General features: G+C 70.9%; 13 protein-coding genes and 1 other RNA gene. 12 read left to right on the forward strand and 2 right to left on the reverse strand.

Features of this window, described 5'->3' with window-relative positions; all coding sequences use genetic code 11:
• On the reverse strand, positions 1 to 438 hold a 438-nt coding region (locus ACFWGZ_RS31440; protein WP_382455212.1), incomplete at its 3' end, for an NAD(P)H-dependent oxidoreductase.
• 174 nt (positions 439 to 612) lie between these two features.
• On the opposite strand from ACFWGZ_RS31440, the gene rnpB reads away from it, so the two are divergent.
• The 3 genes from rnpB to ACFWGZ_RS31455 all read left to right on the forward strand — a co-directional run bounded on the left by rnpB (position 613) and on the right by ACFWGZ_RS31455 (position 3,887).
• Positions 613 to 992: RNase P RNA component class A (gene rnpB / locus ACFWGZ_RS31445), an RNA gene on the forward strand.
• Between the two features lie 17 nt (positions 993 to 1,009).
• Positions 1,010 to 2,134 (forward strand): threonine synthase, encoded by a 1,125-nt coding sequence (locus ACFWGZ_RS31450; RefSeq protein WP_382455213.1) that lies wholly within the window; start codon positions 1,010 to 1,012, stop codon positions 2,132 to 2,134.
• Between the two features lie 154 nt (positions 2,135 to 2,288).
• Positions 2,289 to 3,887, forward strand: a complete 1,599-nt coding sequence (locus ACFWGZ_RS31455; RefSeq protein WP_382455214.1) for a DUF6345 domain-containing protein — start codon at positions 2,289 to 2,291, stop codon at positions 3,885 to 3,887.
• Between the two features lie 75 nt (positions 3,888 to 3,962).
• On the opposite strand, the gene ACFWGZ_RS31460 is transcribed toward ACFWGZ_RS31455, so the two are convergent.
• Complete coding sequence (locus ACFWGZ_RS31460; protein WP_382455215.1) at positions 3,963 to 4,391, reverse strand: hypothetical protein; 429 nt, start codon at positions 4,389 to 4,391, stop codon at positions 3,963 to 3,965.
• Positions 4,392 to 4,734: 343 nt separating this feature from the next.
• Between ACFWGZ_RS31460 and ACFWGZ_RS31465 the strand changes: the two genes are divergently transcribed.
• The 9 genes from ACFWGZ_RS31465 to ACFWGZ_RS31505 all read left to right on the forward strand — a co-directional run bounded on the left by ACFWGZ_RS31465 (position 4,735) and on the right by ACFWGZ_RS31505 (position 13,927).
• Positions 4,735 to 5,013 (forward strand): hypothetical protein, encoded by a 279-nt coding sequence (locus ACFWGZ_RS31465; protein ID WP_166055575.1) that lies wholly within the window; start codon positions 4,735 to 4,737, stop codon positions 5,011 to 5,013.
• A gap of 3 nt (positions 5,014 to 5,016) precedes the next feature.
• The gene (locus ACFWGZ_RS31470) at positions 5,017 to 5,487 is read left to right on the forward strand and encodes a hypothetical protein (RefSeq protein WP_382455216.1); all 471 of its coding nucleotides are present in this window, start codon (positions 5,017 to 5,019) and stop codon (positions 5,485 to 5,487) included.
• The gene (locus tag ACFWGZ_RS31475) at positions 5,462 to 8,320 is read left to right on the forward strand and encodes an ATP-binding protein (protein WP_382455217.1); all 2,859 of its coding nucleotides are present in this window, start codon (positions 5,462 to 5,464) and stop codon (positions 8,318 to 8,320) included. The genes ACFWGZ_RS31470 and ACFWGZ_RS31475 overlap by 26 nt, the downstream gene beginning before the upstream one ends.
• Entirely contained in the window at positions 8,317 to 10,188 is a 1,872-nt protein-coding gene (locus ACFWGZ_RS31480) for a hypothetical protein (protein WP_382455218.1), read from the forward strand. The genes ACFWGZ_RS31475 and ACFWGZ_RS31480 overlap by 4 nt, the downstream gene beginning before the upstream one ends.
• Before the next feature lie 12 nt (positions 10,189 to 10,200).
• A complete protein-coding gene (locus ACFWGZ_RS31485) occupies positions 10,201 to 10,794 on the forward strand; it encodes a hypothetical protein (protein ID WP_382455219.1) in 594 nt (197 codons plus the stop codon).
• Positions 10,795 to 10,797: 3 nt separating this feature from the next.
• Positions 10,798 to 11,799, forward strand: coding sequence for a C40 family peptidase (locus ACFWGZ_RS31490; RefSeq protein WP_382455220.1), 1,002 nt, complete (start codon positions 10,798 to 10,800; stop codon positions 11,797 to 11,799).
• A gap of 75 nt (positions 11,800 to 11,874) precedes the next feature.
• Positions 11,875 to 12,291 carry a hypothetical protein gene (locus ACFWGZ_RS31495; protein ID WP_382455221.1) on the forward strand — a complete coding sequence of 139 codons (417 nt, stop codon included), beginning with the start codon at positions 11,875 to 11,877 and terminating at the stop codon, positions 12,289 to 12,291.
• Positions 12,288 to 12,479, forward strand: coding sequence for a hypothetical protein (locus ACFWGZ_RS31500; protein ID WP_382455222.1), 192 nt, complete (start codon positions 12,288 to 12,290; stop codon positions 12,477 to 12,479). The genes ACFWGZ_RS31495 and ACFWGZ_RS31500 overlap by 4 nt, the downstream gene beginning before the upstream one ends.
• A gap of 53 nt (positions 12,480 to 12,532) precedes the next feature.
• The gene (locus ACFWGZ_RS31505) at positions 12,533 to 13,927 is read left to right on the forward strand and encodes an RNB domain-containing ribonuclease (protein ID WP_382455223.1); all 1,395 of its coding nucleotides are present in this window, start codon (positions 12,533 to 12,535) and stop codon (positions 13,925 to 13,927) included.
• Positions 13,928 to 14,299: the final 372 nt, after the last annotated feature.

Below are 14,299 nucleotides of genomic sequence, written 5' to 3' on the forward strand. Positions count from 1 at the left end.
GCTCACGTTCTGGTCCAGCACGAACTCGCCCCGCACCACGTGGTCCGCGCCCTTCGCGGCCAGCAGCGGGTGCAGGGCGTAGTCCAGGGCCACCAGGAAGCCCTGGCTGCCGCCCGTCGCCAGGGGCAGGACGGCCCGGCCGCGCAGCGCCTTCTTCGGCAGCAGGTCGAGCAGCGCCTTCACCAGGCCGCTGTAGGCGGCGCGGTAGACGGGGGAGGCGATGACCACGCCGTCGGCGGACAGCACGGCCGACACCGCGGCGCCGATCTCGGGGTCGCGGAGGTCTTCGGTGAGCAGGGACAACGTGGGCAGCGCGCGCACGTCCAGCAACGTCACGTGGTGGCCGGCGGCGCGCAGCACGCCGGCCACGTGCGACACGACCACGCCGGTCGGTGCGGAGTGGGACGGCGCGCCGGAGATGATCAGCAGGTCGGACATGACGGGGCACTCCCTGAGGTCGCGGACCGGGGCAACGCACTCAGAGGCGGCAACACAGGCTTGCTGCCACACGGCCGTAGTCGACGTGGCGACGTCGTGTCATGGGTCGAGTCAACCAACGTCCGCACCGGTGGACAACCGCGTCCAGACGCTGGGATATCCTCGGGGCGCGGATGAGTCGGCAGGGCGGCCGCGGCACGCGAGTGTCGAGGAAAGTCCGGACTCCACAGGGCAGGGTGGTTGTTAACGGCAACCAGGGGTGACCCTCGGGACAGTGCCACAGAGAACAGACCGCCCCGGCGCGAGCCGGGGTAAGGGTGAAACGGTGGTGTAAGAGACCACCAGCGCCCCAGGTGACTGGGGCGGCTAGGTAAACCCCACCCGGAGCAAGGCCAAGAGGGCCCGCGAGGGCCTGCGCGAGCGTTCGAGGGCTGCCCGCCCGATGCTCGCGGGTAGGCCGCTAGAGCCTGCCGGCGACGGCAGGCCCAGATGGATGGCCGCCGAGTGGGACTCGTTCCCACGAACAGGATCCGGCTTACATGCCGGCTCATCCGCCTGTATGCATACGAGCATGCTCTCCCATCTGGAATGCGCCCGTTGCGGCCGCGAGCACGACGCCACCGCCGTCCAGAACCTCTGCCACGGGTGCGCCTCGCCGCTGCTCGCCCGCTACGACCTCGCGAAGGTCGCGAGGCCGACGGACGAGAACAGCCTCTGGCGCTACCGCGACGTCCTGCCCGTGCGCGACCCCGACCCCGCGTTCAGCCTCGGCGAGGGCATGACCCCGCTGGTCCCCCTGCCGGCGCTGAGCCGGGCGATCGACGCGAAGGTCCTGATGAAGGACGAGTCGCTCGTCCCGACCGGGTCGTTCAAGGCCCGCGGCGCGGCGGTGGGGGTCGCGAGGGCCAGGGAGCTGGGCATCGAGGGCATCAAGATGCCGACCAACGGCAACGCGGGCGCGGCCTGGGCGCTCTACGCGGCCCGCGCGGGACTCCGGAGCGTCATCGCCATGCCCGAGGACGCCCCGCTGATCACCCGCGAGGAGGTCCTGGCCAGCGGCGCCGAGCTGCGGATCGTGCCGGGCACCATCGCCGACGCCGGCAAGGCGCTCGCCGACGTCGACCTCTTCGACGCGTCCACGCTCAGGGAGCCGTACCGCATCGAGGGCAAGAAGACGATGGGCTACGAGATCGTCGAACAGCTCGGCTGGCGCGTCCCCGACGTCATCGTCTACCCGACCGGGGGCGGGGTCGGGCTGATCGGGATCCACAAGGCGCTGCACGAGATGCGCGAGCTCGGGTGGATCGACGGCAGGCTGCCGCGGCTCGTCGCCGTGCAGTCCACCGGCTGCGCGCCGATCGTCCGGGCGTTCGACGAGAACGCCGCCGAGTCGCGGTTCTGGGACGGCGCCTACACCGGCGCGTTCGGCATCAACGTGCCGAAACCGCTGGGGGACTTCATCATCCTGCGTGCCATCGAGGAAACAAATGGCATCGCGGTCGCCGTCACCGACGAGCAGATCGCGCACGACCGCAACGAAACCGCACGCCTGGAGGGCGTCTTCCTCTGCCCCGAGGGCGCCGCCACGGTGAGCGCCGTCAAGCACCTCCGCAGCACCGGATGGCTCGGCGCGGACGACGAAGTGGTCATCCTGAACACCGGTGCGGGCATCAAATACCCAGCTGTCCGCCTCTAGGTCACCCTCTCGACCGGCGGCGTTACAGAAGTTCATCTGTTCGAGTGGAGCGCCGAGATCAACTGTCCACTCCCGGTATCACCGCACCGCACCTCCGATCCTCCTGTCAGACGGTCGGCCCCTGCAGCCGGCCGTCCCGAGGGAGGGAAAAGACATGCAGCAACGCAAACTGACGGTGGTGCTGGCCTTGTCGGGCCTCGTCGCCGCCGGAGCGGCCGGTGTCGCGAGCGCCGCCGAGGAGACCGAGCTCCCCGTCTACGGGGTGAAGAGCTCCGGTCTCGACCAGGAGCAGGCACAGCGCCTGCAGAGAGCCTTCGGCCTCAAGGACGTCCAGAGATCCGAGGCCGGGGTCGTGTCCTTCGCGGACGAGCAGCGCTTCCAGTACCTGCCGACCGTCGACAAGGGACAGGGCAAGCCGGACGAGGACGGCAACGCCACCACGCAGACCGCGCTCGACACCGAGGCGCTCAAGCGCATCAGGACCGTCCCGGCCGACGAGGCCGCCAAGCGCGCCCAGGAAGGACTGCGGGCCGCCGGCGTGCTGCCCGGCAACGCGACGCCGGTCGCGCAGTACACGACGTTCGAGCTGGCGGACCCCAACGGCCGCACGGCGCTCACGGCCAACCTCGACACGAGCGTGTCGTACACCTTCCAGCTCGGCGGCATCCCGCTGGAGGGCGAGGGCGCGAACATCCGCGTCTCGTTCGACGCGCAGGGCGTGACGGCGGTCAGCCACGCCGCCAGCACCTACGACCAGGTCGGCACGGTCAAGGTCAACGACCTCGCCTACGGCACCAGGCTGTGCCAGAAGTACCTGGGCGCGGGCGTCAAGACCGAGGCGAGCTACGTCTACGTCGCGGCGGCGCTGGAGGACAAGGCGGACAAGGTCGAGCCGTCGTTCCGCTGCACCGGCCGCACCGACGAGGGCGGCGCCCCGCAGGCCATCACCCTGCCCGCCGCGGTCGGCGCCGAGCTGCCGCAGCCGGGTCCCGGCGAGGAACCTCGGCCCGACGGCTCCGGCCAGTTCAAGGCCCAGTCGGCCGGCACACAGGTCGGCAGCGAGGGCACCGGCAACTGCGCCGGCCTGCCCAACACCGTCACCAACGTCAACAGCTTCAACAGCGAGGCGGCCGGCCACGGCATCGCGCGCCAGTTCAAGTGGCTCGACGGCAACGCGTGGGAGAGCGACTTCAAGGATCCCGCGTTCGCGGGCGGCAACGACACCAACTGGGCCGACAACGTCGACCTCACCTACTGGCAGGGCCACGGCTCCGGCACCGGGTTCTTCTTCACCGGCTGCTCGAACCACAACGACACCAAGCTCTCCAACACCGAGGCGCGCTGGGGTCAGAACGACGTCGAGTGGATGAGCCTCTTCACGTGCCTGATCCTCGAGGACGTCACCGGCGGCCAGACGTGGGGCCAGCGCTGGAACCAGGCCTTCCGGGGCCTGCACCAGATCAACAGCTTCACCACGATCAGCTACAACTCCACCAACCACGGCCAGAAGTACGGGCACTACATGTGGCGCTCGCCGTTCCTGTGGTGGAACAACCCGATGAAGGTCCGCGACGCGTGGGCGCAGGCCAGCATCGACACGCAGCCCGCCTCCGTGCGCTGGGCGACCGCGGGCGTGTACCTGCCCACGACCGGGCAGTACGGCAGCTACAACGACTACTTCTGGGGCAAGGGCTCCGTCAGCCCCGACTACGCCAACACCGGCTGGCTCTGGAGGATCACCGGCCTGTCCTGACCCGCTCCGCCAGAACCCCGTCGAGCCCCCGGCGCCCGCCCGCCGGGGGCTCGGCGCTGTGCGGGACGCGGGGCGCTACCCGGCCGGGACCGGGTCGTCCGGCTGCTCGTCGCGGTGGACGACGGCTTGGTGCTGCGCGTGGTTGAGCCGGTCGAGCACCGGCACCGGGTCGAGCCGCTTCGCCGGGCGGCCCGACGGCATCCGCAGGACCGGCCGGAACGGCTCCCCGGCGTTGTAGAGCTCCTCGAGCTCCGTCACGTAGGCGAGCACCGCCGGGTTGACGATGTCCGCGAGCGAGCGGACGCCCGCCTGCGGCTCGTACGACGCGAGGTAGGTGGCCGCCGCACGGGCGCGCTCGAGCACCGACCTGTCGAAGTTGATGGTCCGCTGGACCCGGCGCCGGGATTGGGCGCTCTGCCCGGTAGGCTCGTCCACGCCTGGAGCACCGGAGGAGGTTGTGATCCCGTCCACACTTCCGTCCGGCACGAGGTCAGGTTCGAGCATGTGCGAATCTCCTCGGAGTCGTGGCTCCGGGCCGCACACCCGCCGGGGTCGCGAACCGGCTGATCAGCACGTTCCCATGAGTGGGCACGTGCGCGGGTTTAGAATGCACGCACTGTGGGTGACCAGGGCGTTCGCAGTCGGGTGAACCTCGTCGGCGACGGAGAGAATCTCCAGCCGGGTGTTCCCCGCCGACCTCTCCTCGGTGATGATGTGTCGGCCAGATTAGACGTAATTCTCCTCGGGGGGAACGGCCAGTTGATCTACAGCCCGGAACAGCCCCACACGCCGTGACGAACTCGTGTTCTACTCGTAGCGCAAGCCCGAGCGCACTCTGGAGTACCAAATGACCGCCATGGACCTGGTGACACTCGCTCAGCAGCAGCCGACGGTGCCGGGCACAAGCAATGTCCGTGACTGGATCCTGGGCAACATCGTCCCGCTGCTCCTGTTGACCGTCGCGCTTCTGCTGCTGTGGCTGGGTGGTGGCAAGGGCGACAACGCGGGCGTCATGCGCCGCCTCGGTGGTGTGATCGTCGCCCTGGCCATCATCGGCCTCGCCGTCACGACAGACGCGGGGTCGAACATCGGCAAGTGGCTCGCCGGCTTGTTCGTCGGAGGCTGACAAGTGCGGGTTCGCACCGACGACGAGGTCTACCGGGTCGACGCCGTCTGGCTCGGCCCGCCCAAAGCGACTTTTCCCTGGCGAGCGCGCTACGTCGCGTGGGGTGTCGGGATCGTCGTCTTCCTCGTCGTGCTCACGATCGAACGGCAGGTGGGCGTCGGGTTCGGGTTCTTCTCGACCGCGTGGGCCCTCGTCGTGACGATCATCCTCACCCGCTTCATCACGCAGCGGATCAGCCACGAACGGCCGCTCACCGCGGTCATGTCGATGTGGGTCCACGAGCTCACCGCACCTCGAGAGCGCACGGCAAGCACCGGTGGAGCGGCCAGCGCCGCCCGGATCCGGGTCGGTCCGCAGCGGCCTCGTCCCAAGTTGAGCAGGAAACAACGGGCGAGACAGCAGGCGCAGCCCCGCCGGACGTCAGCCAGCCGTAAGAAGGAGGTTCGCGGTGTTCGGACGCCGGGGAGACCGTGATCGTCGCTCCGCCCAGCACATCGCCCAGCACGCCGCCGCCGACCCGCGCGAACGGGAGCGGGCGGCGTACTCGAAACGCGGCCGCCGCCTGCCCGGCGAGCAGGCCGTGCCGAGCTACACGCCGTCGATCGCGGCCCGCAGCATCGACGGCCACCTGCTGCGCACCGGTCAGGAGGTCTACGCCTGGTACCGGCTCGCGCCGCAGCGCTGGTCGTTCCGCAGCGACTCGCAGCGCCAGGACCTGATCGCCGCGATCGCCGGCCAGTACGCCGAGCTGCAGGGCCGCTGGATGCACCTGCGGGTCACCACCCGGCCGTACCCGATCCGCATGTGGGCGGAAGCGCACGTCCACAACGCCGTCAAGCGCCTGCCGGACACCCCCGGCACGCTGTCGTTCGACGACTACATGGTCGGCGAGCAGCAGCAGCTGATGGGCCGCTCGATGGCGGAGAAAGAGGTCTACCTGGGCGTCCAGGTGCAGACCCGCAACATGATGGACCGCGCCGTCGAACGCGCGGCCCCCGTGCTGCGCAAGGTCTTCCCGGACGCCGTCGACGCCGAGCTGGTGGCGCTGGACTCCGAGGTCGAGCACCTCGACCAGGTCATCGGGTCCGCGGGTCTCGAGGGCCGTCCCGCGACGGCCGAGGAGATGTCCTGGCTGATGCACCGGTCGTGCTCGCTGGGCCTGCCCGCGCCGCGCAACATGCCCGCCGTGCCCGGTGCCGCGTGGGAGCCGGAGGACCTCGCGAGCTTCACCGACGCGGCGGACTTCCACCAGGAGCCCTACTCGCCGACGGTCACCGTGCGCGGCCGCACCGGCTCGAACGCGGGCATCCGGCGCCACGTCGCCGTGCTCACGGTCGGCCTGATGCACGGCCTGCAGATCCCCGAGGTCGACGACCCGTGGGTGCAGCGCGCCGACCGGCTGCCGGCGTCCATCGAGTGGTCCGCCCGCATCTACGTGCGCAAGCCCGAGGAGGTCTCGGGCGAGCTGTCGCGCCAGATGAGCAAGGTGCGCTCGCAGGTCCGCCACTACACCGACGAGCACGAGCTCGAGCCGCCGCAGTCGCTGGCCCGCCAGGCCGGCCGCGTGCTGGAGATCGACGACGAGATGACGTCGGGCTTCACCGCGCTCGGCACCCGGGTGCGCTCGTGGTGGCGGCTCGCGGTCTCCGGCCCGACCGAGCGCGAGGCCCTGCGCCTCGCGCAGTCGTTGCTGGAGCTCTACAAGCCGAAGGTCGCGATCGAGCACCCCGAGGCCCAGTACGCGATCGCCCGCGAGTTCATCCCCGGCGAACCGCTGTCGAGCGGCGCGTACCTGCGCCGCGGCAGCGTGCTGTGGGCCGCGTCGGCGGTCCCCACGGCCACCGCCGAGGTCGGTGACCGCCGCGGGATCCTGCTCGGCGAGACCGTCACGGCCACCCGCCGCCCGGTGGCGTGGGACCCGTGGATGGCGCAGGAGCTGCGCGACGCGTCGGGCCTGACGGCGATGGTCGCGGGCCTCGGCGCCGGCAAGTCGTTCCTCGGCGGCGGCATGGTCTACAAGACCCTGCGGGCCGGTGCGCACTGGACGCTGCTCGACCCGTCCGGCCCGCTCTCGGCGCTGTGCGAGCTGCCCGAGCTGCGGCCCTACGCCCGGCCGATCAACCTGCTCAACGCCCAGCCCGGCATCCTCAACCCGTACCGGGTGGTCGCCGAGCCGATGATCGAGCACTTCATGGACGAGGACGACCCCGAACGGGCCTGGCGCCGCGAGAAGGCACTGGCGGCGGCGACGCGTCGTCGTCTGGTGCTGGACGTGCTCACCGGCCTGCTGCCGTTCGAGGTCGCCCGCCTGCCGCAGACCCGCATCGTGCTGCTGCGCGCGGTCCGCACGGTCGGCGGCCGCTTCGACGCCCACCCCGGTCTCGTCTTCGAGGCGCTGCGCCGGGACGCGTCCGAGCACCACGAGCACGCCGTCGTCGTCGCGGACTTCCTCGACGAGATGCGCGAGCGCATGTCGCTGCTGATCCCCGAGGAGAACCACGACCCGTACAACGAGGTGCGCGACGACCGCCTCACCGTCCTCACGATGGCGGGCCTGAACCTGCCGAAGGACGGCGTCGGCCGCGAGCACTGGACGGACGCGGAGTCCCTCGGCGTCGAGATGCTGAACCTCGCCGCCTGGCTCACCCAGCGCTCGATCTACGAGAAACCCAAGGACCAGCGCAAGGGCGTCTGGATCGACGAGGCGTTCTTCCTGTCCGAGGTCCCGACCGGCCGCGTGCTGATGAACCGCTTCGCACGCGACTCGCGCAAGTGGAACGTCCGCGTGCTGCTGTCGTCGCAGATCCCCGCGGACTTCCTGAAGATCCAGGGCTTCGTGGCGCTGCTCGACTCGGTGTTCGTCGGCCGCCTCGACGACGACCAGGCCCAGGCCGACGCGCTGCGGCTGCTCAAGGTGCCGGTCGGCGCCGGCTACGAGCAGGTCATCGCCTCCCTCGGCCGCAGGCCCGGTGGGGAGCGCACCGCGACCGAGCGCGACCGGGCGCCCCGCCAGTTCATCTTCGGCGACGGCGCCGGCGGTGTGGAGCGCATCCGCATCGACTTCAGCGGCCCCCACCTCGAACACCTGCGCAACGCCCTCGACACGACCCCCGACGCCAAGCGCGACAGCGGCGGCGAGGTCGTGAAGGCCGAGGACGACCACGCGGCTCCCGCGCCGCCCGCCTACGTGCCCGACGAGATCGACGACGAACTCGCGGCGGACATGGAGCTCGGACTCACGGAGGACGAGGCCCACCTGGTGGGCCATGGTGACGGACGCACCCGCCACCAGGGCGGCGGCGCATGACGGCGCTGACCATCGTGCTCGCGATCGCCGCCTCGCTCTGGGTGAGTCGGCGGTTCGCGGTGCGCGTGCCGGCACGCGCCAAGAGGGTCGGCGTCGTCGCCGCCATCCTGGCGCTGCAGGTGGTCATGGGTGCCCCGATGGCGCACGCCCAGTCCTGCGGCGAGGCGCCGAACCCCGAACGGCCCGGCGCCGGCATGGTCGGCGCCCTCGACCCGCCGGTCGGCAACGGCCTGCCCGGCTCGCCCTACCTCGAGTACGGCTACGCGGGCATGGTCTGGCACCAGTACCAGGCCAAGTGCGGTGTCCTGCCGGACGCCAACGCCACGCTCGACACGTGGGCGGGCAACGAGCTCTTCAGCATCGGCAAGAACATCGTCGGCGCCACCAACGCCCTGCACTACACGGTGATGGGCCGCGGCCTGCTGGTCCCGCTCGACGACGCCGTGAAGAACGGCGTGCAGAAGGTCTACGACAACGTCTACCTGCGCTGGTTCGGCCTGGTGGCGCTGCTGCTCGCGATCCTGATGTTCCGGCAGATCTGGACCGGCGACTTCGCCACGATCTCCAAACGCGGGCTCTGGGCGCTGGCCGCGATGTGGCTCGCCACGTCGACGCTGGCGCTGCCGCAGTTCTACAACCTCCTCGACAACACGCTGGTCTCCAAAACCTCGGAGATCCAGGCCGGGTTCATCGAGGCACCGGAGGAGCAGGGCACGCTGCACGTGCTGCCGACGAAGCTGCACGACGCCGTCGTCTACCAGAGCTGGCTGCGCGGCGCGTTCGGCACGCCCGAGGCACCGCAGGCCGCCGAGTACGGCCCGCGCATCCTCAAGACCCAGGCGTGGACCACCGCCGAGATCGCCGAGGGCAAGGACGGCGACCAGGCGGCCCTGGACGCGAAGAAGTCCGAGTGGAAGGCGCTGGAGGCCCAGCTCGGCACGGCCAAGGGCTACTTCGACGGCACCGACGGCAGCCGCACCGGCGCGGGGTTCCTCGCACTGCTGCAGTCGATCGCGTTCTCGCTGTTCCAGCTGTTCGCGAAGGCCGCGGTGCTGCTGGCCCAGCTGCTGCTGCGCATCCTCACGCTCGCCGGGCCGCTCATCGGCCTCGTCGCGCTGATCCACCACGACCTGCTGCGCAAGGTCGCACGTGCGGCCGCCGTGACGGTGTTCAACGTGCTGGTGCTCGCGGTCCTCGCGGGCGTCCACGCGCTGCTGCTGCAGGCGATCTTCAACGCGACCGGGCTGTCGCTGCTGACGCGGACCCTGCTCGGCCTGATGCTCACACTCGTGTGCTTCGTGATCGGCAAACCGCTGCGCCGCATGTGGCAGATGGTCGAGATGTCGGTCGGCTCGGCGGGCAACGTCCTGCCGATGAGCGGTGGCATGTGGTCGAAGGTGATGGGCCGCAAGAAGCAGACCGGCCCGACGCCGCAGGACGAGTTCTGGGACTCCGTGCGCGAGAACGAGGCGGGCGACGAGGTGCCGCAGCGCGGTCGCGGCCGGGTGCGCCCCGAGGCGTCCAGCCCGGTCGTGGCGACGGCGCAGCGGCTCGACCGCAACTCCCAGAACGGCCAGATCGTGAGCGGGGGCGACTCCTCCGGCGTCCGGTCGGGCGCGCTGCCTGCGGGGTCGGGCCCGGCGGCACTGCCCGCGGCCCGGTCGCGCGTCGTGGACACCCCGACGGTCACCGACCGGCAGTGGGACCGGGTCGACGACTCGGTGCTCGTGCCGTCGCGATCCACCGGCGCGAACACCTACGTGCCGGCGCAGGAGCCCCGCAGGGCGGAGACGGAAGTGGTGGCAGGACGCCCGGTGCACGTGATCTACCGCCCGTCGCGCGGCTTCGAAGTACGAGACAACAGCTGAGAGGGGGCGTAGATGCCGATCCGTACCAACCGCGGCCGTGCCGCGGTCTACCGCAGGCTGTGGGGCTGGCCGCTGCGTTCCCCGCGCCACCTGGCCGCGTCGATCATCATCTTCGTGGTGGTCGTCGTCGCGCTCGGCGTGCTCGTCCCGAGGCTGCTCGACCGCACGCCCACCGGGCAGAACACCGCCGCCCCGCCGTCGACGTCGGCGCAGGGCACGCAGGTGGGCCAGCTGCCGGCGAGCAGCACCTCGCTGCCGACGAAGCAACCCGCCCCGTCCAACTCGGCGAAGGCCGCACCGCCCACCGCCGACGCGCAGCTCACCGCCGAGAACTGGGCGATGAACTGGGTCAAGCCACCGGCGAACAACGACGTCGACAAGTGGCTCGACCAGCTCAAGGACTTCACGACCCCCGAGTTCCTCGCGCAGATGGCCACGATCGACCCGCGCAACGTCCCGAACAGCTTCGACAAGGTGACCGCCATCAGCTCGACGACGTCGTCGGTCGACTTCATGACCACGACGAACCTCGGCAAGGTGCGCATCACCACGGTCAAGGCTCCCGACGGGAAGTGGCGTGTGAACAGCTATTCGAAGGAGGGCTGACCGGTGCGCGTGATGCTGGTGGTGGGCGCCCTCTTCGCGATCGTCGTGATCGCGGTGGCGACGTCGGGCGTCACGCAGGTGGTCAGCAACTCCACGAACCCGGCGGTCAACGCCGGGTTCGCCAGGATGAGCTGCAACGCGGCCATCGGGCCGTGGGACGCGGGCGGCGGCGACAAGGGCCGCCACGACGCGTCGCGGCTCAACGACGAGCAGCGCAACATCGTCGCGCGGATCATCTCCATCGGCCAGGAGCGCAAGCTGCCGCCGCTCGCGTGGCAGGTCGCGATCCAGGCTGGCATGACCGAGTCGGGACTGCGGCCGCTCGACTACGGCGACCGCGACTCGCTCGGCATCTTCCAGATGCGCCCGTCGATGGGCTGGGGCACGCCCGCCGAGGTGACCGACCCGACCTACGCGATCAACAAGTTCTACGACGTGCTGGTGAAGGTGCCGGACTGGGAGAACAAGCGCCCCGGTGACTCGGCGCAGGCGGTGGAGCGCTCGGCGTTCCCCGACCGGTACCACAACTGGGAGTCCATGGCGGCGTTCCTGCTCGGCGAGCTCGGGCAGATCAGCGACCCGGCCGGCTGCGGCGCGGGCGCGGGGGAGTTCCTGCTGGCGTCGAACGCGGCGGGCGTGGCCATCGACTTCACCAAGCAGCAGCTGGGCGAGCCGTACCTGTGGGGCGGCAACGGCCCGGACGCGTGGGACTGCTCCGGCATCCTCGTGAAGGCGTTCGGCGCGGCGGGCGTGAAGATCCCGCGCGTGGCGAACGACCAGTACGAGCAGGGCGGCGCCCACCTCCCGGTGCGCGACGCCCAGGCGGGCGACCTGATCTTCTGGGCGACCGACACGGCGAACCCGCGCACCGTGCACCACGTGGCCATGTACCTCGGGGGCGACGAGTACATCCACGCGCCCCAGACGGGTGACGTGGTGAAGATCAGCAAGATCAACTGGGACTATTACGAGTTGATGCCGCTGGCCGTCCGGCCGGGCGTGTAGATCGCGGGGAGGCGCTTCATGTTCAACCACGACCCCATCCCGAGGCCTTCCGGACCGCCCGCGTCGAGCACACCAGTGCGTGACTACATGGCGGCCGGTGCGCCCGGTGTCTCGTCCGACTACGTGGTGGTGCCGCGCGCGCTGGCCGAGTCGATGCCGCTGCCGTGGCAGCAGCACCTCATCCACGTCATGGCGGAGTTCCACCGCACGTACGGCCACCTGAAGTGGCCGATCTACCGGGTGGTGCCCTCGCGCTACGAGAAGCTCGCCGACCTAGACGAGGAACAGCTGGCCGAGGTCGGCGCGATCATGGAGATCGACTCCGACGGATCTCTGGTCTACCGTGACCGCTCAGGCCGCAAGATCGAGAACGCCGAGGACCGCACGGTGCTGGTCTCGTGTTTGGATCCGATCCCGTCGGAGTACGCCAACGCCAACCAGTCAACGCCGCCGAGGGGATTCCCGGCGCCATTGGGAGGCGAACGCAGATGAGTGACTCGAGCGGGTGGTACTACTGCCTGACCCACCAGACGGTGGAGCAGGGCAAGGGCTGCAAGGGCCCGGACCGGATGGGGCCCTATCCGGACGAGGCGACTGCGGCGCGGTCGCTGGAGATCGCCCGGGAGCGGACCCGTGCCGCCGACGAGGCCGACCGCCGGGACCGCGGCGAGGACTCCTGACGTCCCGGCCCCTGTTGCCCGGGGGCAGGTCCTAGTCTGTGCGGGTGGCTGTGGTGATCCGCACTGGACGTGCCGACCTGGACTTCGACGGCATCCGGACGGAGTTCGGGCTGCCGTCCGACTTCCCGGCCGACGTGCTGGCAGAGGCCGAGGCGGCGGTCTCCCGTTCCGCGGGAGACCGCCCCGACCTCACGTCGCTGCCGTTGGTGACGATCGACCCGCCCGGTGCCAAGGACCTGGACCAGGCGTTGCTCGTGGAACGCGACGGTGACGGGTTCACCGTCCACTACGCGATCGCGGACCTCGGGCTGTTCGTCGAGCCCGGCGGAGCGCTGGACCTGGAGGTCCGGCGGCGCGGGCAGACGATCTACCTGCCGGACGGCAAGGTGCCCCTGCACCCGACCGTCCTGTCCGAGGGCGCGGCCTCGCTGTTGCCGGACGTCGTGCGCCCGGCGGTGCTGTGGACGTTCACGTGCTCGGCCGATGGCGTGCCCACCGACGTCGAGGTGCGCCGGGCGCTGGTGCGGTCGGTCGCCCAGTTCGACTACGAGTCGGTGCAGGCGTCGTTCGACGCAGGCGACCCGCACCCGTCCGTCGCGGCCCTGGCCGAGTTCGGGCCGCTGCGGCGCAAGCTCGCCCTGGAGCGCGGGGCCGTCGAGCTGCACCTGCCCGAGCAGGAGATCGAGCCCGACGGGGACGGGTGGAAGCTCGTCACCCGGCCGCGGGCCGACGTGGACTCCTGGAACGCCGAGATCTCGCTGATGACCGGCATGGCGGCCGCGTCGATCATGATCGAGGCCCGCGTCGGGATCCTGCGCACGCTGCCCGACCCGGACGGCGAGGCCGTGGCCGAGCTGCGGAAGTCGGCCGCGGCCCTGCGGGTGCCGTGGCCCGCGGAGCTGTCGCCCGGCGCGTTCCTCGCCGGGCTGGATCCGGCCACCCCCGAGGCGCTGGCGCTGTTCACCGACGCCACCCGGCTGTTGCGCGGGGCCGGGTACACGGCGTTCAACGGAACCGTTCCCGACGTGGTCACCCATGCCGGCGTTGCCGCGCCGTACACGCACGTGACGGCGCCGCTGCGGCGGTTGGCGGACCGCTTCGCCGCCGAGGTGTGCCTGGCCGTGTCGGCCGGGCAGGAGCTGCCGGGATGGCTGGCCGAGGCGCTGCCGTTGCTGCCCTCGGCGATGGGGGCCTCGGACTCGGTGGCCTCCAAGGTGGACCGGGCCTCGCTGGACCTGGTGGAGGCCCGGGTGCTGGCCGGGCGGGTCGGCGAGGAGTTCGAGGCCGTGGTGCTGCGGGCCGGGGAGGACGAGGCCGAGGTGTTCGTCTCCTCGCCGCCGGTGCTGGCCAAGTGCGCCGGGGAGCGGTTGCCGGAGGGGGAGCGGGTTCGGGTTCGGCTGGTCGAGGCTGATGCTGGGGAGCGGCGGGTTCGGTTCGTGGCGGTGTGATGGTGGGGTGTGGGCCTGGCGGGTGGTCACCGGGCGGATGCGGCCGGACGGGTGGTCGCCTTGCGGGTTGCTACCGGGCGGGTGGTCACCGGGCGGGTAGTCACCTTGCGGGTTGCTACCGGGCGGATGCGGCTGGGCGGGTGGTTGCCTTGCGGGCGGCCGGCTTGTGTTGCGTGCTTTCCCTCAGGGGCTCTGCCCCCGAACCCCCGGCAATCTGATCGGGGGCACCGCGCCCTCGGCGGGTTGATGGCACGCCTGGTGCGTTGGGCGGCTGCCGGTTGCTTAGTTTGGTTGCGTTGCGGTGGGTGCCCCGTCCCAAGTCGCACCAGGAGCTGGCCACAACGAGGTAGGGGTGTCAAGCGGGCGAAAAGC

The sequence above is a fragment of the Lentzea sp. NPDC060358 genome (assembly GCF_042725365.1).
In the GTDB taxonomy this organism is placed as follows: domain Bacteria; phylum Actinomycetota; class Actinomycetes; order Mycobacteriales; family Pseudonocardiaceae; genus Lentzea.